The following is a 15,021-nucleotide window of genomic DNA, read 5'->3' as shown; positions in this document are numbered from 1 at the left end:
ACCACGATCATGACCAATCTGACCCCCTCTGACAAGGCGCTGGTGCCCTTTGTTTCCGTCGACAATATGATGAAGCTGATCCACCACATCGGGATAGAACCCATGCTGATCGGGCTTGGGGAGTATATCGAGGCGGATTTCAAACGGTGGGAGCTGTTTGACAAGACCCCGCGCGTAGCCAGCCATTCGGAACAGGGCGTGATCGAGCTGATGCCGACCTCGGACGGCGAGGTCTACGGGTTCAAATACGTGAACGGCCACCCCTCGAACACGGCGGAGGGGTTGCAGACCGTGACCGCCTTTGGCCTGCTGGCGAATGTGGCCAACGGGTATCCGGTGTTGTTGTCCGAGATGACGATGCTGACGGCGCTGCGCACGGCGGCGACCTCTGCCGTGGTGGCGCGGTTGCTGGCCCCCAATGGCGCGCATGTGATGGCGATGATCGGAAACGGCGCGCAGTCCGAATTCCAGACCCTCGCGATGAAGGCCATCGCCGGCATCGACGAGGTGCGTCTGTACGACATCGACAAAGATGCCACCGCCAAATGCGCCGCCAACCTGCAAGGTCTGGGCATCAAGGTCGTGCCCTGCGACACCGCGGAAGAAGCGATGCTGGGCGCGCAAATCGTCACCACATGCACGGCGGACAAGCAATATGCCACCATCCTGACAGATAATATGGTCGGCAGCGGCATCCACATCAACGCCATCGGCGGCGACTGTCCGGGCAAGACCGAGCTTGCCCCCGCGATCCTGCACCGCGCAGGGATTTTTGTGGAATACCCCGAACAGACCCGGATCGAGGGCGAGATACAGCAGCTTGAACCGGATCATCCTGTGACCGAAATCTGGCAGGTGCTGACCGGTCAGGCGCAGGGCCGCACAGATGACAAGCAGATCACCCTGTTCGACAGTGTCGGCTTCGCGATCGAGGATTTCTCGGCGCTGCGCTATGTGCGCGACCAGATCAAGGCGACCGATCTTTTCGACCCGCTTGACCTGCTGGCCGACCCCGAAGATCCGCGGGATCTGTTCGGCATGTTGCAACGGGCCAAGTAAAGACGAAGTCAGCCTATTTCGGCGCGGTCACATCATGGTGGTACAGCCAGTTGAACGCGCCGACCATCGCCCAAGGTGCAAGGGTGCTGCCCAGTTTTAGCCCCAGATGCGCGGCTGACCGCAAAGGCCCGGGGCGCAAATGATAGCGCGCGGCATTGCCTGCCGCCGCTTTGACGACACGGGTAACACGGGGTTGGCGCAGGCTTTGATAGCGGGCGAGCGATTGGGGGCCTTGGTGGTTCAGCACGCTGTCGGCCAGCACCCATGCATCTTCAAGCGCCATATTGGCCCCCTGCGCTAGGAACGGCAGAGTCGGATGCGCGGCATCCCCCAGCAAGACAACCCCGCCCTGATGCCACGTCTGCGCAACCGGATGCAGATGGAGCCCCCAAAGCGTGCAGGCCTCAACCGCATTGATCATCGCGGCAGCCCGCCCGCCAAAATCCGCAAAAGCATTTCGCAGGTGTGCCGGATCGTCCGCATGGTTCCAGCCTTCGGCGGCCCAACTGTCACGCTCTTCTACCGCGACCAGATTGACCAGCCGCCCGCCGCGCAAAGGGTAGCTGACCAGATGGCGGCCCGGCCCCATGGTGACATGGGCTTCGTCGGGGTGGTTGAAATCATTGCCCACAACGGCGCGCCACGCGACCTGACCGGTGAACTTTGCCTGATCCGCGCCATTCAACACCGCTCGCGCGCGGCTGTGGATCCCGCTAGCATCAACGATCAGCTCTGCCCGCCGGCGCGACCCATCGGTCAGGCGCAGTTGCGGTGTGGCACCGGAGGTCACCTCTGCCACCTCGGCCCCAAGTTCGATCGTCACATTGCCCCTTTTGGCCGCGCCCAGCAGGATGTCCACCAGATCGGCGCGGTGCACGAACATATAGGGATATGCCCCCTGCCCGCGCATCAGGTCCAACCGCGCCACCCGCGCCCCGGCCTTGTAATCCTGCAAGACCACCGCCTGCCCGCGCACCGCCGCGCGTTCGGTCAGCTTGGCGTCGAGCCCCATGGCCCGCAACACCGCGATACCGTTGGGGCTGATCTGGAGGCCGGCACCGACCTCGGTGATCGCCAGAGCCTGCTCCAGCAGCGTGACAGCCATGCCACGGCGCGACAAAGCCGCTGCAGTGGCCAAGCCGCCGATACCCCCACCAATAACAATTGCGTTGCTGATGCCCATTTCGCTTTCGCCTGTCGTGCCAGCTTCATACACAAAAGCGCCGGGCTCTCACCGCGGCGCTTTCATTATCATTCTCGCGCAAATGCGATCATTTGCGGCCCGTTACCGGACGATCAATCGTCGCGGTGGACTTTCTCGCGGCGCTCGTGACGTTCTTGCGCCTCAAGGCTCATCGTGGCGATTGGTCGCGCATCCAGACGCTTCAGCGAAATCGGCTCTCCGGTGACGGAGCAGTAGCCGAATTCACCCTCGTCGATGCGGCGCAGCGCCCCGTCGATCTTGCTGACCAGCTTGCGGGCGCGGTCCCGTGTGCGCAGTTCCAGCGCGCGGTCCGTTTCTTCGGAGGCGCGATCGTTCACATCGGGGATGTTGCGTGTCCCGTCTTGCAAGCCCTCAATCGTGTCCCTGCTCCCTGCCAGCAGCTCGGCTTTCCAGTTCAGTAGTTTGCGTCTGAAGTATTCGACTTGCCGATCATTCATGAACGGCTCGTCTTCGGCAGGTGTATAACCATCCGCCAAAAAAACTTCCTGCTTCATATCATTCCCCATCGCGGTCTTAAATCCTGTCATGAAGGCGCGTCTCCCGACATCACTCCCGTGGCGTGCATCTAACGCAGCGTTAGCGGATTGTCACTACACAATGCTTATGTTTGTTGGTTTAAGGACCAAGAATAGCGCGTTGAAGAAGGTTGAAAACAAGATGAAATTCCAAGGTACTCAAGATTACGTCGCCACAGATGACCTCACGATTGCGGTGAATGCGGCTGTGACGCTGGAACGACCTCTGCTTGTAAAAGGTGAGCCCGGCACAGGTAAAACGGAACTTGCCCGACAAGTGTCAGCCGCCCTTGGCCTGCCCATGATCGAATGGAACATCAAATCGACCACCCGTGCGCAACAGGGTCTGTACGAATATGACGCCGTCAGCCGCCTGCGCGACAGCCAGCTTGGCGAAGAGCGTGTGCATGATGTGAAAAACTACATCCGCAAGGGCAAGCTGTGGCAGGCGTTTGAGGCCGAAGGCAAAACCGTGTTGCTGATCGACGAGATCGACAAGGCTGACATCGAATTTCCCAACGACCTTTTGCAAGAGCTCGATAAGATGGAGTTCTTCGTCTACGAGACTGGCGAGACGATCAAAGCCGAAAACCGCCCCATCGTCATCATCACCTCGAACAATGAAAAAGAGCTGCCCGACGCCTTTTTGCGCCGCTGCTTCTTCCACTACATCCAGTTCCCCGAGATGGACACGCTGCGCAAGATCGTCGAGGTCCACCACCCCGGCATCAAGGAATCCCTGCTGACCACGGCGCTGACCCAATTCTACGAAATCCGCGAACAGCAAGGGCTGAAGAAAAAACCATCCACGTCGGAAGTGCTGGATTGGCTCAAGCTGTTGCTGGCCGAAGATATGGATGCCGCCGATCTGAAAAAAGACGGCAAGTCCGCCCTGCCAAAGTTGCACGGTGCGCTGCTGAAAAACGAACAAGACGTGCATCTGTTCGAACGGCTTGCTTTCATGGCACGCGCGCAAAAGTGACCCCAAAGGGGCGCGGTGCGCCGCGCCCTGATCCCGCATAAAGCGAATATCCAACCGCCCGCGCGTTATTTCACGGCTGCAAACGCGCCCGTCCTATTTGTGACGTCTAAGCAACGATGGTCATAAGCCTGCCTTATTTGTTAACATTTTTCTCTGTTTTGACATGGTTGCTCCCTAGAATGGTCTGGATGGCGGGCGAAAAACACCTGTAATCAGCTCAAAAGGGCAGTCAGGTAGATGATGGATATGATTTTTGCACCGTTCGTGCGCCGCGTGTTGGAGACTGTTAAAGTTGTCCGTGCGGTCCCTGCACCTGCCACAACGGGGTCGCATCCATGAAGAAATACCTTTTGCTGCCCTTGATGCTGGCGATCAGCGCCTGCGTTCCGGCCTCGCATCCCGGTGTGGTGACCCGCGCCGCGATGGAACCCGCCTCAACCTCTTCTTTGCCCGCGATGAAACGGTTCACCGTGCATCAATCGCTGCCGGCACCGCGCTCCAACAACGACCTCAGCCTCGATTTTATCGAACTGTCGTTCCGCATGGAAAGCGGCAAGGAGCTCCCCGTTTTCACCCGTTTCGAAGGTCCGGTCACCGTGCGCGTCATCGGTGCACCGCCCCCGACCCTTGGCCCCGATCTGACCGCGCTGCTCAATCGCTTGCGGCAAGAGGCCCGGATCGACATCAGCCCCACCAGCGGCCCGAATGCCAATATCACCGTCGAAGCTGTCAGCCGTCGCACCATCAGCAAGGTGCTGCCCCAGGCCGCATGTTTTGTGGCCCCGAATGTCAGCAGCCTTGATGAATACAAGAAAGTCCGCCGCACCGCGCAGACCAACTGGTCCTTGCTGAAAACCCGCAGCCGCGTGTCGATCTTCATCCCCAATGACGCCAGCCCGCAAGAGGTCCGCGATTGTCTGCACGAAGAACTGGCCCAAGCGCTTGGCCCTCTCAACGATCTGTATCGCCTGCCGGATTCCGTCTTTAACGACGACAATGTGCATACGGTGCTGACCGGATTTGATATGATGATCCTGCGCGCCTATTATGATCCGGCGCTGCGGTCGGGCATGACACGAGGCCAGGTGGCAAACGCCCTGCCGGGTATTCTGGCACGGATCAATCCGGGCGGCACATCGACCAAAGCACGCTTCCTGACCCGTACCCCCCGCGCCTGGAATGCCGCTGTTCAGGGCGCGCTCGGGCCCGGACGCTCCAGCGGGCAACGCCAGGACGCGGCCTATAGCGCCATCAAGATCGCACAAAGCCTGGGCTGGCAGGATCACCGCCGCGCGTTTGCCCATTACGCCATGGGGCGCGCATTGCAATCAGGTGATGCTGAAGCCGCGCATGAACAATACAAGATGTCCGATCTCTTCTACGCCCGCACCCCCGGCACCGATCTGCACCGCGCCTATGTGGCGACGCAACTGGGGGCCTATTCAGTCTCCAAGGGTCAGGGTGCCGAAGCGCTACGTCTGATCGCGCCGCATATCGACACCGCACGCCGACGCGAGAACGCCGCCCTGCTCAGCACCCTGCTGTTGCTGCGTGCCGAAGCGCTCGAGCTTGAGAACCGCGCGGCCGAGGCACAGGCCGTCAGGCTGGACAGTTTGGGCTGGGCACGGTACGGATTTGGCTCTGACTGGGCTGTGCGGGCCAAAATGCGCGAGATCGCGTCGCTTAACCCGCTCAAATAACTAGCGAAATGGGTTAAAATGATCGTCATACTTCTCGCCGTGATCGGCGCTGTTATCGGGGGGCTGACCGCCCGTAAACGCAACGGCAACCGCAAGGATATCGCACAATACGCGGCCGGGTTTGCGATGGCCTTTATCATCGTCGGCATGATCCTTACAGTCGTTCTGGACCGAGTCCTAACCGGAGCGTAATTCATGTTTCTGCCGTTCTTTGACCAACTGCGCCAACACAAGGTGCCGGTGTCCATGCGCGAGTTTCTCGCCTTTCTCGACGGGATGGCAGCCGGGCTCGCGACCTATGATGTCGATGCCTTCTACTATCTCGCGCGCACCAGCATGGTCAAAGACGAACGCAACATCGACAAATTCGACCGCGCCTTTGCGGCTGCCTTCTCGGGCCTTGAAAACATCAGCCTCGACGATGTGATGGAGGCCGTGGACATCCCGCACGAGTGGCTGGAGAAAATGGCCGAAAAGCACCTCACCCCCGAGGAAAAGGCCGAGATCGAGGCCGCGGGCGGTTTTGACAAGCTGATGGAGACGCTGCGCAAACGGCTCGAGGAACAGAAAGGCCGCCATCAGGGGGGCAATAAATGGGTTGGCACCGCAGGCACCTCGCCCTTCGGGGCCTATGGCTACAACCCCGAAGGCGTGCGCATCGGCCAGAATGAATCGCGCCACCAGCGTGCGGTCAAGGTCTGGGACAAACGCGAATTCAAGAACCTCGACGACACGGTCGAACTGGGCACCCGCAACATCAAGGTCGCGCTGAAACGTCTGCGCCGGTGGGCCCGTGACGGTGCCAATGACGAACTTGATCTGGGCGGCACCATCCGTGCGACGGCTGAACACGGCTACCTCGATGTCAAAACCCGACCCGAGCGGCGCAACGCGGTCAAGGTGCTGCTGTTCCTGGATGTGGGTGGTTCTATGGATCCGCATATCAAAACCGTCGAAGAACTGTTCAGCGCTGCCAAGTCCGAATTCAAACACCTCGAACACTTCTACTTCCACAACTGCCTGTATGAAGGCGTCTGGCGCGACAACCGCCGCCGCTGGACAGAACAGCTGGACACGATGGAAGTGCTGCGCACCTACGGGCCGGATTACAAATGCATCTTTGTGGGCGACGCGTCCATGTCCCCTTACGAAATCGCCTACCCCGGTGGCGCCAATGAACACTGGAACGCCGAGGCCGGATCGGTCTGGCTCTCTCGGGCGCGCGAACAATGGAACAGCAACCTCTGGATCAACCCGATCCCCGAGAAATACTGGCCCTACACACAATCCATCAAGATGGTGCAGGAAATCTTTGGCGCAGAGGCAATGGTGCCCATGACCCTCGAGGGGCTGAGCCGCGGGATGAAGACCCTGACCCGGTAATCAGCCGCCACCCCACCACAGATCGGAACATTCCACCGCGCCCCCGCGTTTTCACCATGAACCCAAATGGTGAAAGGAATTCCCATGATCAAGAAATCAGGCTCCGCAAAATGGACAGGCAACCTCAAAGAGGGCAAAGGCCATGTCTCCACCCAGACCGGCGTGATCAGTGACCAACCCTACGGCTTTAACACCCGTTTCGAAGGCAAAGACGGCACCAACCCCGAAGAGCTGATCGGCGCGGCCCACGCGTCCTGTTTTTCGATGGCGCTGTCAATGATCCTTGAAGACTACGATCTGGTCGCCGATAGCATCGAAACCAAGGCCACCGTCTTCCTTGAACAAAAAGACGGCGGCTTCCACGTGCCGACGATCCACCTTGACGTTGAATGTGTCATTCCCGATGCCACACAAGAGCAGTTCGAAGAGGCGACCAAAACCGCCAAGGAAAACTGCCCCATCTCCAAACTGATGACCGCCGACATCACGATGGACGCAAAACTATCCTGACCCTGCCCCCAAGGGCCGCGCCCACCCGCGGCCCTTGTCTTTGCCCCTTCACCCTTTCCCAAATACTCATTCCACCCTTGCACCCCGCGCCCCCCCGTCCATATTGGATACATGATCCGCATCCTCCCCATCCTTCTCGCCGTGCTCTACGGGCTTGCCATGTATCGCTTTTCCGCTTGGCGCACCGCGAAAGAGCTGGATGACAAATCGACAGAACTGCTCGACCCTGCCCTGCGCGAGATGACATCGAAACTGGCCAGCGCCCTCGATCTGCCGCGGATCAAGGTGCATATCTACGAAGTCGCCCCCGTCAATGGTCTTGCCGCCCCCGATGGGCGGATCTTCATTACCCGCGGTTTTTACGAGAAATTCAAATCCGGTGCCGTCACCGCCGAGGAGCTCGCGAGTGTGATTGCACATGAGCTCGGCCATGTGGCCTTGGGGCATTCACGAAGACGGATGATCGATTTTTCTGGGCAGAATGCCATGCGCGCGGCGCTTGGGATGATCTTGGGGCGTATCCTCCCCGGTGTCGGTATCTGGATCGCCAATATGCTGGCGACGCTCCTGGCCGCGCGCCTGTCGCGCAGCGATGAATACGAGGCGGACGCCTATGCCGCCGCCTTGCTAACCAAAGCGGGTATCGGCATCGCGCCACAGATTTCCTTGTTCGAGAAGCTGGAGGCACTGACCCAAAGCAACCACGGCACCGCCCCCGCCTGGCTGCTGAGCCACCCGAAGACCGCAGACAGGATCGACGCGCTCACTGCGCTGCGATCCGCCTGGGATCGTTAACCAAGCGCCTTTGCCAGCCGCGGCAGCCTTGCTTTCTTCAGCAACGGTCGCATCTCCCACGGGTGGCCTGACAGACGGCGTGCCTCTTCCAGAACATGGGCGGCGACAGCTTCCATCGCCTGCGGCTGCGCCAGCCAGACGCCGTGTAAGTAGCTGTCGGGATCGACCCGCGCCAACCCCTCTTCAGCCAAGGTGCCACGGGGGAAATCCTTGGCATTCAGCGTCATGATAATATCGGCATGGCCGGTGATCGCGGCGGCCAGCACGTGCACGTCGTTTTCATCCGGCAGGTACAGCCGTGCCGCCACACCGGGGCTCGGGGGCACTTCCGCCTTGGGCCAGGCGGCGCGCAGTAAGGCGATCTCTGCGCGGGCCTGTGCCTCGCCCTCGGGGCCAAGCTTGATCGCGGCGCGCGCCCATTCTTCCAACAGGCGCGCGGACCACAGCGGTTCAAACACCCCCGCCCGCGCCGCGCCCATCACCATCTCGCGCATGACGGTTGGATAGAGCACGCAAGCGTCGATCAGGATGCGCAGCGCCATTACAGGCGGAAGAACAACGACTTGAGGTATCCCGTCTCGGCCAGTTGCGGCAGCTGCGGGTGGTCAGGACCGGCGAAACCGGTATGCAGCAGCGCCGCGCGCCGTCCCGCACGACCGATACCGCGCACAGATGCGGTGCGGAACTGCGTCAGATCCGCCGCATGGGAACAGGAACACAGACCCAGCACGCCGTTTTCGGCCACCAGTTGCGCCGCCAGACGCGCCACACGTTCATAGGCGCGCAGACCGGCTTCAAGCGCGGGGTTACCGGGGGCGAAGGCGGGCGGATCGCAGATCACCACGTCGAACTCTTCGCCTTCCGCCCGCAGTGCTGTCAGGATGTCAAAGGCGTCGCCCTGGCGCGTGGCAAAGCGGTCCGTGACGCCCATAGCCTCCGCGCCCTGCTGCGCCAATTCAAGCGCGGGCGCCGATCCATCGACCGCAACCGCAGAAGACGCGCCATTTGCCAGCGCGGCGAGTGAGAACCCCCCAACATGGGCGAAGACATCCAGCACGCGTTTGCCTTTGGACAGGTTCGCCGCGAAGGCGTGGTTCGGGCGTTGGTCGTAGAACAGGCCGGTTTTCTGGCCGCCGGTGAGGTCAGCCATATAGATAGCACCGTTCATCGGCACTTGCACAGGCGCGCTTGGGGCCTCGCCATGCAGCACACCGCTTACGTCATCCAGCCCTTCAAGGCTGCGGGTCCGGCCCGACGCGTTCTTGAGCACATGGCGCACGCCGGTTTGTTCCACCAGCGCTGCTGTCAGCGCATTGATATGCACATCGGCCCATGCGGCGTTGGCCTGAATGACGGCCGTATCGCCAAAGCGGTCGATCACCACACCGGGCAACCCATCGGCTTCGGCGTGGATCAACCGGTAATAGGGCGCGTCATACATCTGGTCACGCAGTTGCACGGCGCGATTGATATGGGCCTCGAACCAGTTCTGGTTCACCACGGCTTGCGCGTTCTGGTCCAGCATCCGGCAGAAGATCTTGGAGGCCGGGTTCACCGCGACCACCCCCATCACCTGACGGGCGCTGTCTTCCAGCAGCGCGAGACTGCCGGGCGCAAGCGCCTTGGTGCGTCGGTCGGTGACCATTTCGTTGGCATAAACCCAGGGAAACCCGTGCCGGATGGCGCGGGCATTCGCCTTGGGCAGCAGGCGCACCACAGGCAAATCGGAAGGGTCGGTCGAAGCGGGAGGGGAAAGGGGCGTTGTCATACCGCCCCCATTAGTCGGTTCCGCGCGTTTGGGGAAGCGCAGAGTTCGATTGCGGCCTTAATAGGCGGCAAGTTTCGTGCGTTTATAGCTGCCCGGTGTGGCGAGCTGCTGTTCAATCGCACGGGCCAGATCATGGATCATCACCGCATTGTCCGGCTGCGCCTCTGCGACGGGGGGCGCAAAGCTGCTCAGCTCTACCGCGACCTGACGGGGCTCGGCCAGCGGGTTGCCATTGCGGGCATCGACAACGGTCAGGATAAACTCTGCCGACGGGGCTTCCGAGACGGGGTTGTAGAACCGCAAGACCTCGACCTCCAGCGCGGCGGGCACGGGACCATAGGCAGTCACCGCCCCCTGGCGGATCGCGGCCTCGAAGATCGCGCGCACCTGATCGCGGCGGTCCGTGTCTGCTTCGCCATGCCAGACGATGTCGGCCGATTGCAGCAGGCTTGGCGCTTGTGCGACCCGCAGGTGATCGGGCACAGAGACGTTGGTGTGCTGGATATGTACCGCGTCCAGCAACGTATCGGGCTGGTAGGCGTTCAGATTGTCCAGCAAGGACATGCGGGTCGAGGATGTGTCATACATCGCATTCCGGCTGGCAATATCCGCCGGTGCACAACCGGACACGGCAGCGGCACAGGCCAAAGCGATCAACAGTTTATGATGTTTCATTTACCCCTCCAAAAGCTGCTGACGATACGGATTGTGCAGCCATGTAACGGTAATGCTGCTCAATTAAGGCAGGAATGGGGCAGGAATGTTCAAAACCTAAGGCATCATTAGGGTATTTCGGCACGTTTGCGCCTTAATGTCGGCCTGTCTAGCTGCGCGGTCGGGTGCGCCAGCCGCCGCGCCGCCGAGGCGTGGCCATGTCGATCAACCCCTCTTGCATCACTTCGGTCATGGGATGGTCTTGCTTCTCTGCTGCCACGCTGTCCAACAAGGCGCGCAGGGCGGCTTTGGTATCCGCTTCCGCTGGCAGGCTGAGCGCCCAATCCAGAAAGATTGACCGACACTCCGCCTGGGTGATCCCCTCTATGCGGTAGGATTCAAAGATCAGCCCTTTGGGATCGCTGGGGTCCCCTTTGCTCATGTCGCGCCCCCGTCCGCCTTATCTACGTAAGCGGCAAGTGCATCGGCGATGATCGTCGCGGCCTGATCGTAGCTTTGCGCGAGATGCGCGTGCAGTTCTTCGGGCGTGTCCACATCGAGGGAGCGGCACAGAAACCGCAAACCCGCCTGCCCCAGAGAATCCTCGCGTAGGACAGAGGATGACAGCAACCGCGTCGCGGATTGCAGCGCCCAACAGGTGCGGTAGACGCGACGCAGCACCTCTGCCTGATCGGCGGTGATGACGTTCTGCGCCTCCGCATCCCCGAGCGCAGAGGTGATATCCCGCGCCGTGGTGCCCGCCAGCAAGGCCCCGGCCTGCGCCAGCAATTCGATATCCTGCAAGCGCCCCGGCCCGTTCTTGGCATCCCAGATGCCGCCCGCCGCCTTGGCCGTTGCCAGACGTGCGCGCATCGCCGCGACCTCGTGCAGGGTATCGGCACGGTCGCGCGAACGGGCGAGCACCTTGTCGCACAGGCGCGCCACATCCTGCATCAGATCATCGGGGCCGGTCACACAATCGGCGCGGGTCAGGGCCAGATGCTCCCACACCCAGGCCTGCCCCATCTGATAGCTTTCAAAACTCGCAAGGCTGGTCGCCACCGGCCCCTGCGTTCCCGAGGGCCGCAAGCGCATGTCCACTTCGTAAAGCTTGCCTTGGGCCATCGGCGCGGTCATCGCGGTGATCATCGCCTGCGTCAACCGCGCATAATACAGCCGCGACGCCAGCGGGCGCGCGCCGTCAGAGCTTTCGACGCCAGCGGAATCGTAGACCACAATCATATCCAGATCAGAGGCAGCGGTCAGGCGGCGCGCGCCAAGCGATCCCATCCCGACCAGCACCGCACCGCGCCCCGGCGGCGGCCCGTGACGGCGCGAGAATTCGTCGATCACCACCGGCCAGAGCCCGCGCAAAACCGCCCGCGCCAGATCGGCATATTGCGCGCCCACCGTCGCCGCATCAATCAGCCCGCGCAGGTGATGCACCCCGATACGGAAATGCTATTCCTTGGCCCATCGACGACAGGTATCCAGCCGCGCCTCATAATCCTCTTCGGCCTCCAGCACCTCTGTCAGACTGTCGACCAAAGCGTCCTCTGCCGGCCATTCGCTGAAGAAATCCCCGCCTATCACCGCGTCGAACACCTGCGCATTGCGCGACAGATAAGCGGCGAGCGCGGGTGACGCGCTGACGATATCAACAAGCAAATCAGAGAGTTGCGGGTTGATCTTCAACAACGAGAATAACTGCACCCCCGCGGGCAGCCCGCCAAGAAAGCCGTCAAAGGCCAGCAATGCCTCGTCCGGTTTGGTGGCCCGTGCGAGACGCGCCAGCAATCCAGGTTTCAGCTCTGCAAAAAGCTCCGCCCCCCGGGCGCTGCGCAAGGCGGGGTAGTTCAGCCAACGGTCCACGATCGCAGCGTCAAAGACATGTTCCTCGGGCGGGGCAGCCGCTTCAGGGCGTGAGGTCGAGCCCGCAAAGAACCCTTCGGTCAGTTGGTGGACCTCTTCCAGCCGCCGTTCAAGGTCACTGCGCAGCGCGGGGACATCCATATCCATCATCGCGGCCAGCCGGTCGAACCCCTCGTCCGTTTGGGGCAACGTATGGGTCTGGGCGTCACGGATCATCTGCACGCGGTGTTCCACGGTACGATGCGCGCGGTAGTGATCGCACAGCGTCTCGGCGACTTCTGAGGGGATCCATTCCTTTTCCGCCAGCACGGCCATGCCTTCGCAGGTGCCGCGCACGCGCAGATCTGCGTCGCGCCCACCGGCGATCAGCTGACGGGTCTGGGTGAAGAATTCGATCTCGCGGATACCGCCGCGCCCCAGCTTCATATTGTGCCCCGAAAGCGAGACACTGCCCCCCAACCCTTTGTGCTCGCGGATCGCAAGGCGCATGTCATGGGCGTCCTGTATCGCGGCAAAATCCAGATGCTTGCGCCAGACGAAGGGTCGCAGCACCGAAAGGAACTGATCACCCGCCGCCAGATCGCCCGCCGCAGGGCGTGCCTTGATATAGGCGGCACGCTCCCATGTGCGGCCCAGACTTTCGTAATACCGTTCTGCCGCTTCCATCGCGATGCACACGGGCGTCACACCGGAATCGGGCCGCAGCCGCAGGTCTGTGCGAAAGACATAGCCCTCGCCCGTGAGATCATTGAGCGTCCCGCTCATCGCGCGGGTGGCGCGGACAAAGGCGGTGCGGGCATCGTGAAAATCGCTGGCGTCAAAACGCGTTTCGTCGAACAGGCAGATCAGATCGATATCGGACGAATAATTCAGCTCGCGTGCGCCCATCTTGCCCATAGCCAGCACGACCATGCCTGCGCCGCTGTCGGCGTCCTCTTCCGTCATGCCGGGCAGCTTGCCGCGTTTGATCTGCGCTTTCAGCCCTGCGGTCAGCGCGGCTTGGGCGGCGGCGTCGGCAAAATCGGTCAGCGCGCCGGTCACCTCCTCCAGCGACCAAGCCCCCGCCAGATCAGCCAGCCCCGTCATCAGCGCCACGCGCCGTTTGCCCTGCCGTAGATGACTGGACAACTGGTCCGGAGGCACCGCGCCCGCGCTGTCGATCACCTGCTGCACCGCCCCTGCGGGATCATCGAAGGCCGCATGACACCAGTCGGTTTCCTTTTGCATCAACCCCAGAAGATAGGGCGACGTCGATCCCGCCCCCGCCACAAGCGCGGCAATTTCGGGCGGCGCATCGGGAAAGAGCGCGCGCGCATCCTGCGCCTGATCGGCCGTAAAGATGCGGGGACAGCGGGTGATCTGACTGGCAAGTGTTCTCATACGCCAAGCATTCGCTGGTTCTATGCCCGTCGTCAATGGTGCCGTGGCACCTGCTAACCCCCGCCAAATACGTGCAAATCCAAATAATGTAAAAAAGATTTACATTATCCCTTGCAAACCACAGGGCGCACCCCGATCTATTGTAATGTGAAAGGCATTTACATTGCCCGCCACCGCACCGGCCCGCAGCGTTCAGGGCCACCACACTCTGACCGAAAGGGAACTTGATGACACAGACCTATGCACCCACCTACACCGCACAACGCAGTTGGCTGGGCCGTACCGAGGACTTTCTTGACGACAAGGGCAAAGGTGCCTGGATCGCCGCCATGGTTGTCGGTTTCATTCTTTTCTGGCCGCTTGGCCTTGCCCTTCTTGCCTATATGATCTGGAGCAAACGCATGTTTAAATCTTCGTCTTGCAGCAAACGCGCCCGCCGTGGGTCTATCACCGGACGTTCAACCGGAAACGCCGCCTTTGATGCCTATAAGGCCGACACCCTGGCCCGTCTGGAGGAAGAGCAAACCAATTTTGAAGCCTTCCTGAGCCGTCTGCGCGACGCCAAGGATAAGGCAGAGTTCGACCAGTTCATGGCCGAAGGCTCCAAAAACGACGATGATGCGCAAAAGGCCTAAAGCCTGCGCGTTCAATCAACACCCCCTCCGCCACGGCGGGGGGCCGATTTTCTCAAGGGACAGGACATGATGACCCCCACCACCCCCGATCCATTCGACCAGCCTGAATTCTATAGCGGTATTCCGACCAAACGGTTCATGGCTTGGGTTGTTGACGCCCTGCTGGTGTTGATCACCAGCGTGTTGATCCTGCCGTTCACCGCCTTCACCGGCCTGTTCTTTTTCCCGCTGCTGATGCTGATGGTGGGCTTTACCTACCGTGTCGCGACGCTTGCCAGCGGGTCGGCCACCTGGGGCATGCGCCTGTTCGGCATGGAGTTGCGCACGGCGCGCGATGAACCGCTGGATCTGGCCTCGGCGTTCTTGCATACTTCGGGCTATACGGTCAGCGTTGCCATGATGCCTTTGCAGGTGATTTCGATCATTCTCATCTGCGCCACCTCGCGCCACCAGAGCCTGAGCGACGTGATCCTCGGCACAGTCCCGCTGAACCGTCGTGTCGAAAGCGTGAACTGACCCAAACTTGTGCTTGGCGCGCTTTGG

The 15,021-nt window shown here is 61.2% G+C and carries 15 protein-coding genes and 1 pseudogene; 9 read left to right on the top strand and 7 right to left on the bottom strand.

Features of this window, described 5'->3' with window-relative positions; genetic code table 11:
* Window positions 1-9: 9 nt before the first annotated feature.
* Window positions 10-1,059 (top strand): ornithine cyclodeaminase, encoded by a 1,050-nt coding sequence (locus tag AB1495_RS13240; protein ID WP_074634982.1) that lies wholly within the window; start codon window positions 10-12, stop codon window positions 1,057-1,059.
* 13 nt (window positions 1,060-1,072) lie between these two features.
* On the opposite strand, the gene AB1495_RS13235 is transcribed toward AB1495_RS13240, so the two are convergent.
* Both AB1495_RS13235 and dksA read right to left on the bottom strand, forming a co-directional pair.
* A complete protein-coding gene (locus AB1495_RS13235) occupies window positions 1,073-2,242 on the bottom strand; it encodes an FAD-dependent monooxygenase (RefSeq protein WP_074635198.1) in 1,170 nt (389 codons plus the stop codon).
* Between the two features lie 113 nt (window positions 2,243-2,355).
* Window positions 2,356-2,778, bottom strand: coding sequence for an RNA polymerase-binding protein DksA (dksA, locus tag AB1495_RS13230; RefSeq protein WP_037945012.1), 423 nt, complete (start codon window positions 2,776-2,778; stop codon window positions 2,356-2,358).
* A gap of 163 nt (window positions 2,779-2,941) precedes the next feature.
* Between dksA and AB1495_RS13225 the strand changes: the two genes are divergently transcribed.
* The 6 genes from AB1495_RS13225 (at window position 2,942) to AB1495_RS13200 (ending at window position 8,169) form a co-directional block, all read left to right on the top strand.
* Window positions 2,942-3,781 carry a MoxR family ATPase gene (locus tag AB1495_RS13225; protein WP_037945011.1) on the top strand — a complete coding sequence of 280 codons (840 nt, stop codon included), beginning with the start codon at window positions 2,942-2,944 and terminating at the stop codon, window positions 3,779-3,781.
* Between the two features lie 335 nt (window positions 3,782-4,116).
* Window positions 4,117-5,481, top strand: coding sequence for a DUF2927 domain-containing protein (locus AB1495_RS13220; protein WP_005853333.1), 1,365 nt, complete (start codon window positions 4,117-4,119; stop codon window positions 5,479-5,481).
* An 18-nt stretch (window positions 5,482-5,499) separates the two neighbouring features.
* Complete coding sequence (locus AB1495_RS13215; protein WP_005853331.1) at window positions 5,500-5,673, top strand: hypothetical protein; 174 nt, start codon at window positions 5,500-5,502, stop codon at window positions 5,671-5,673.
* Window positions 5,674-5,676: 3 nt separating this feature from the next.
* The gene (locus tag AB1495_RS13210; protein WP_009826960.1) at window positions 5,677-6,864 is read left to right on the top strand and encodes a VWA domain-containing protein; all 1,188 of its coding nucleotides are present in this window, start codon (window positions 5,677-5,679) and stop codon (window positions 6,862-6,864) included.
* Window positions 6,865-6,948: 84 nt separating this feature from the next.
* Window positions 6,949-7,374: an OsmC family protein gene (locus AB1495_RS13205; RefSeq protein WP_074634983.1), complete on the top strand. Its 426-nt coding sequence runs from the start codon at window positions 6,949-6,951 to the stop codon at window positions 7,372-7,374.
* Window positions 7,375-7,485: 111 nt separating this feature from the next.
* Window positions 7,486-8,169 (top strand): M48 family metalloprotease, encoded by a 684-nt coding sequence (locus tag AB1495_RS13200; RefSeq protein ID WP_074634984.1) that lies wholly within the window; start codon window positions 7,486-7,488, stop codon window positions 8,167-8,169.
* Here the strand turns inward: AB1495_RS13200 and AB1495_RS13195 are convergent.
* From AB1495_RS13195 to AB1495_RS13175, 5 genes and pseudogenes are all read right to left on the bottom strand, one after another.
* Window positions 8,166-8,711, bottom strand: a complete 546-nt coding sequence (locus AB1495_RS13195; RefSeq protein ID WP_074634985.1) for an RSP_2648 family PIN domain-containing protein — start codon at window positions 8,709-8,711, stop codon at window positions 8,166-8,168. The genes AB1495_RS13200 and AB1495_RS13195 overlap by 4 nt on opposite strands.
* Entirely contained in the window at window positions 8,711-9,937 is a 1,227-nt protein-coding gene (locus AB1495_RS13190; RefSeq protein ID WP_074634986.1) for an RSP_2647 family RNA methyltransferase, read from the bottom strand. The genes AB1495_RS13195 and AB1495_RS13190 overlap by 1 nt, the downstream gene beginning before the upstream one ends.
* A 57-nt stretch (window positions 9,938-9,994) precedes the next feature.
* Complete coding sequence (locus AB1495_RS13185) at window positions 9,995-10,612, bottom strand: DUF6778 family protein (protein ID WP_074634987.1); 618 nt, start codon at window positions 10,610-10,612, stop codon at window positions 9,995-9,997.
* 148 nt (window positions 10,613-10,760) lie between these two features.
* Window positions 10,761-11,033 (bottom strand): hypothetical protein, encoded by a 273-nt coding sequence (locus AB1495_RS13180; RefSeq protein WP_074634988.1) that lies wholly within the window; start codon window positions 11,031-11,033, stop codon window positions 10,761-10,763.
* Window positions 11,030-13,843, bottom strand: a pseudogene (locus tag AB1495_RS13175) (glutamine-synthetase adenylyltransferase). The gene AB1495_RS13180 and the pseudogene AB1495_RS13175 overlap by 4 nt, the downstream one beginning before the upstream one ends.
* Window positions 13,844-14,070: 227 nt before the next feature.
* On the opposite strand from AB1495_RS13175, the gene AB1495_RS13170 reads away from it, so the two are divergent.
* Together AB1495_RS13170 and AB1495_RS13165 are read left to right on the top strand one after the other, a co-directional pair.
* A complete protein-coding gene (locus AB1495_RS13170; RefSeq protein ID WP_074634990.1) occupies window positions 14,071-14,478 on the top strand; it encodes a DUF2852 domain-containing protein in 408 nt (135 codons plus the stop codon).
* A gap of 69 nt (window positions 14,479-14,547) precedes the next feature.
* Window positions 14,548-14,994, top strand: coding sequence for an RDD family protein (locus AB1495_RS13165; RefSeq protein ID WP_074635199.1), 447 nt, complete (start codon window positions 14,548-14,550; stop codon window positions 14,992-14,994).
* Window positions 14,995-15,021: the final 27 nt, after the last annotated feature.

It is taken from the genome of Sulfitobacter pontiacus, from assembly GCF_040790665.1.
Lineage (GTDB): Bacteria > Pseudomonadota > Alphaproteobacteria > Rhodobacterales > Rhodobacteraceae > Sulfitobacter > Sulfitobacter pontiacus.
The sequence above is the reverse complement of the archived record's forward strand: the minus strand, read 5'-3'. Positions and strand labels throughout refer to the sequence as shown.

Bases quoted from the DNA above. Each gene is read 5' to 3' on its own strand.
- AB1495_RS13225 (WP_037945011.1), top strand. From the start codon at position 2,942: ATGAAATTCCAAGGTACTCAAGATTACGTCGCCACAGATGACCTCACG.
- AB1495_RS13210 (WP_009826960.1), top strand. From the start codon at position 5,677: ATGTTTCTGCCGTTCTTTGACCAACTGCGCCAACACAAGGTGCCGGTG.
- AB1495_RS13200 (WP_074634984.1), top strand. From the start codon at position 7,486: ATGATCCGCATCCTCCCCATCCTTCTCGCCGTGCTCTACGGGCTTGCC.
- AB1495_RS13180 (WP_074634988.1), bottom strand. From the start codon at position 11,033: ATGAGCAAAGGGGACCCCAGCGATCCCAAAGGGCTGATCTTTGAATCC.
- AB1495_RS13220 (WP_005853333.1), top strand. From the start codon at position 4,117: ATGAAGAAATACCTTTTGCTGCCCTTGATGCTGGCGATCAGCGCCTGC.
- AB1495_RS13185 (WP_074634987.1), bottom strand. From the start codon at position 10,612: ATGAAACATCATAAACTGTTGATCGCTTTGGCCTGTGCCGCTGCCGTG.
- AB1495_RS13205 (WP_074634983.1), top strand. From the start codon at position 6,949: ATGATCAAGAAATCAGGCTCCGCAAAATGGACAGGCAACCTCAAAGAG.
- AB1495_RS13190 (WP_074634986.1), bottom strand. From the start codon at position 9,937: ATGACAACGCCCCTTTCCCCTCCCGCTTCGACCGACCCTTCCGATTTG.
- AB1495_RS13240 (WP_074634982.1), top strand. From the start codon at position 10: ATGACCAATCTGACCCCCTCTGACAAGGCGCTGGTGCCCTTTGTTTCC.
- AB1495_RS13195 (WP_074634985.1), bottom strand. From the start codon at position 8,711: ATGGCGCTGCGCATCCTGATCGACGCTTGCGTGCTCTATCCAACCGTC.
- AB1495_RS13215 (WP_005853331.1), top strand. From the start codon at position 5,500: ATGATCGTCATACTTCTCGCCGTGATCGGCGCTGTTATCGGGGGGCTG.
- AB1495_RS13165 (WP_074635199.1), top strand. From the start codon at position 14,548: ATGACCCCCACCACCCCCGATCCATTCGACCAGCCTGAATTCTATAGC.
- AB1495_RS13170 (WP_074634990.1), top strand. From the start codon at position 14,071: ATGACACAGACCTATGCACCCACCTACACCGCACAACGCAGTTGGCTG.
- AB1495_RS13235 (WP_074635198.1), bottom strand. From the start codon at position 2,242: ATGGGCATCAGCAACGCAATTGTTATTGGTGGGGGTATCGGCGGCTTG.
- dksA (WP_037945012.1), bottom strand. From the start codon at position 2,778: ATGAAGCAGGAAGTTTTTTTGGCGGATGGTTATACACCTGCCGAAGAC.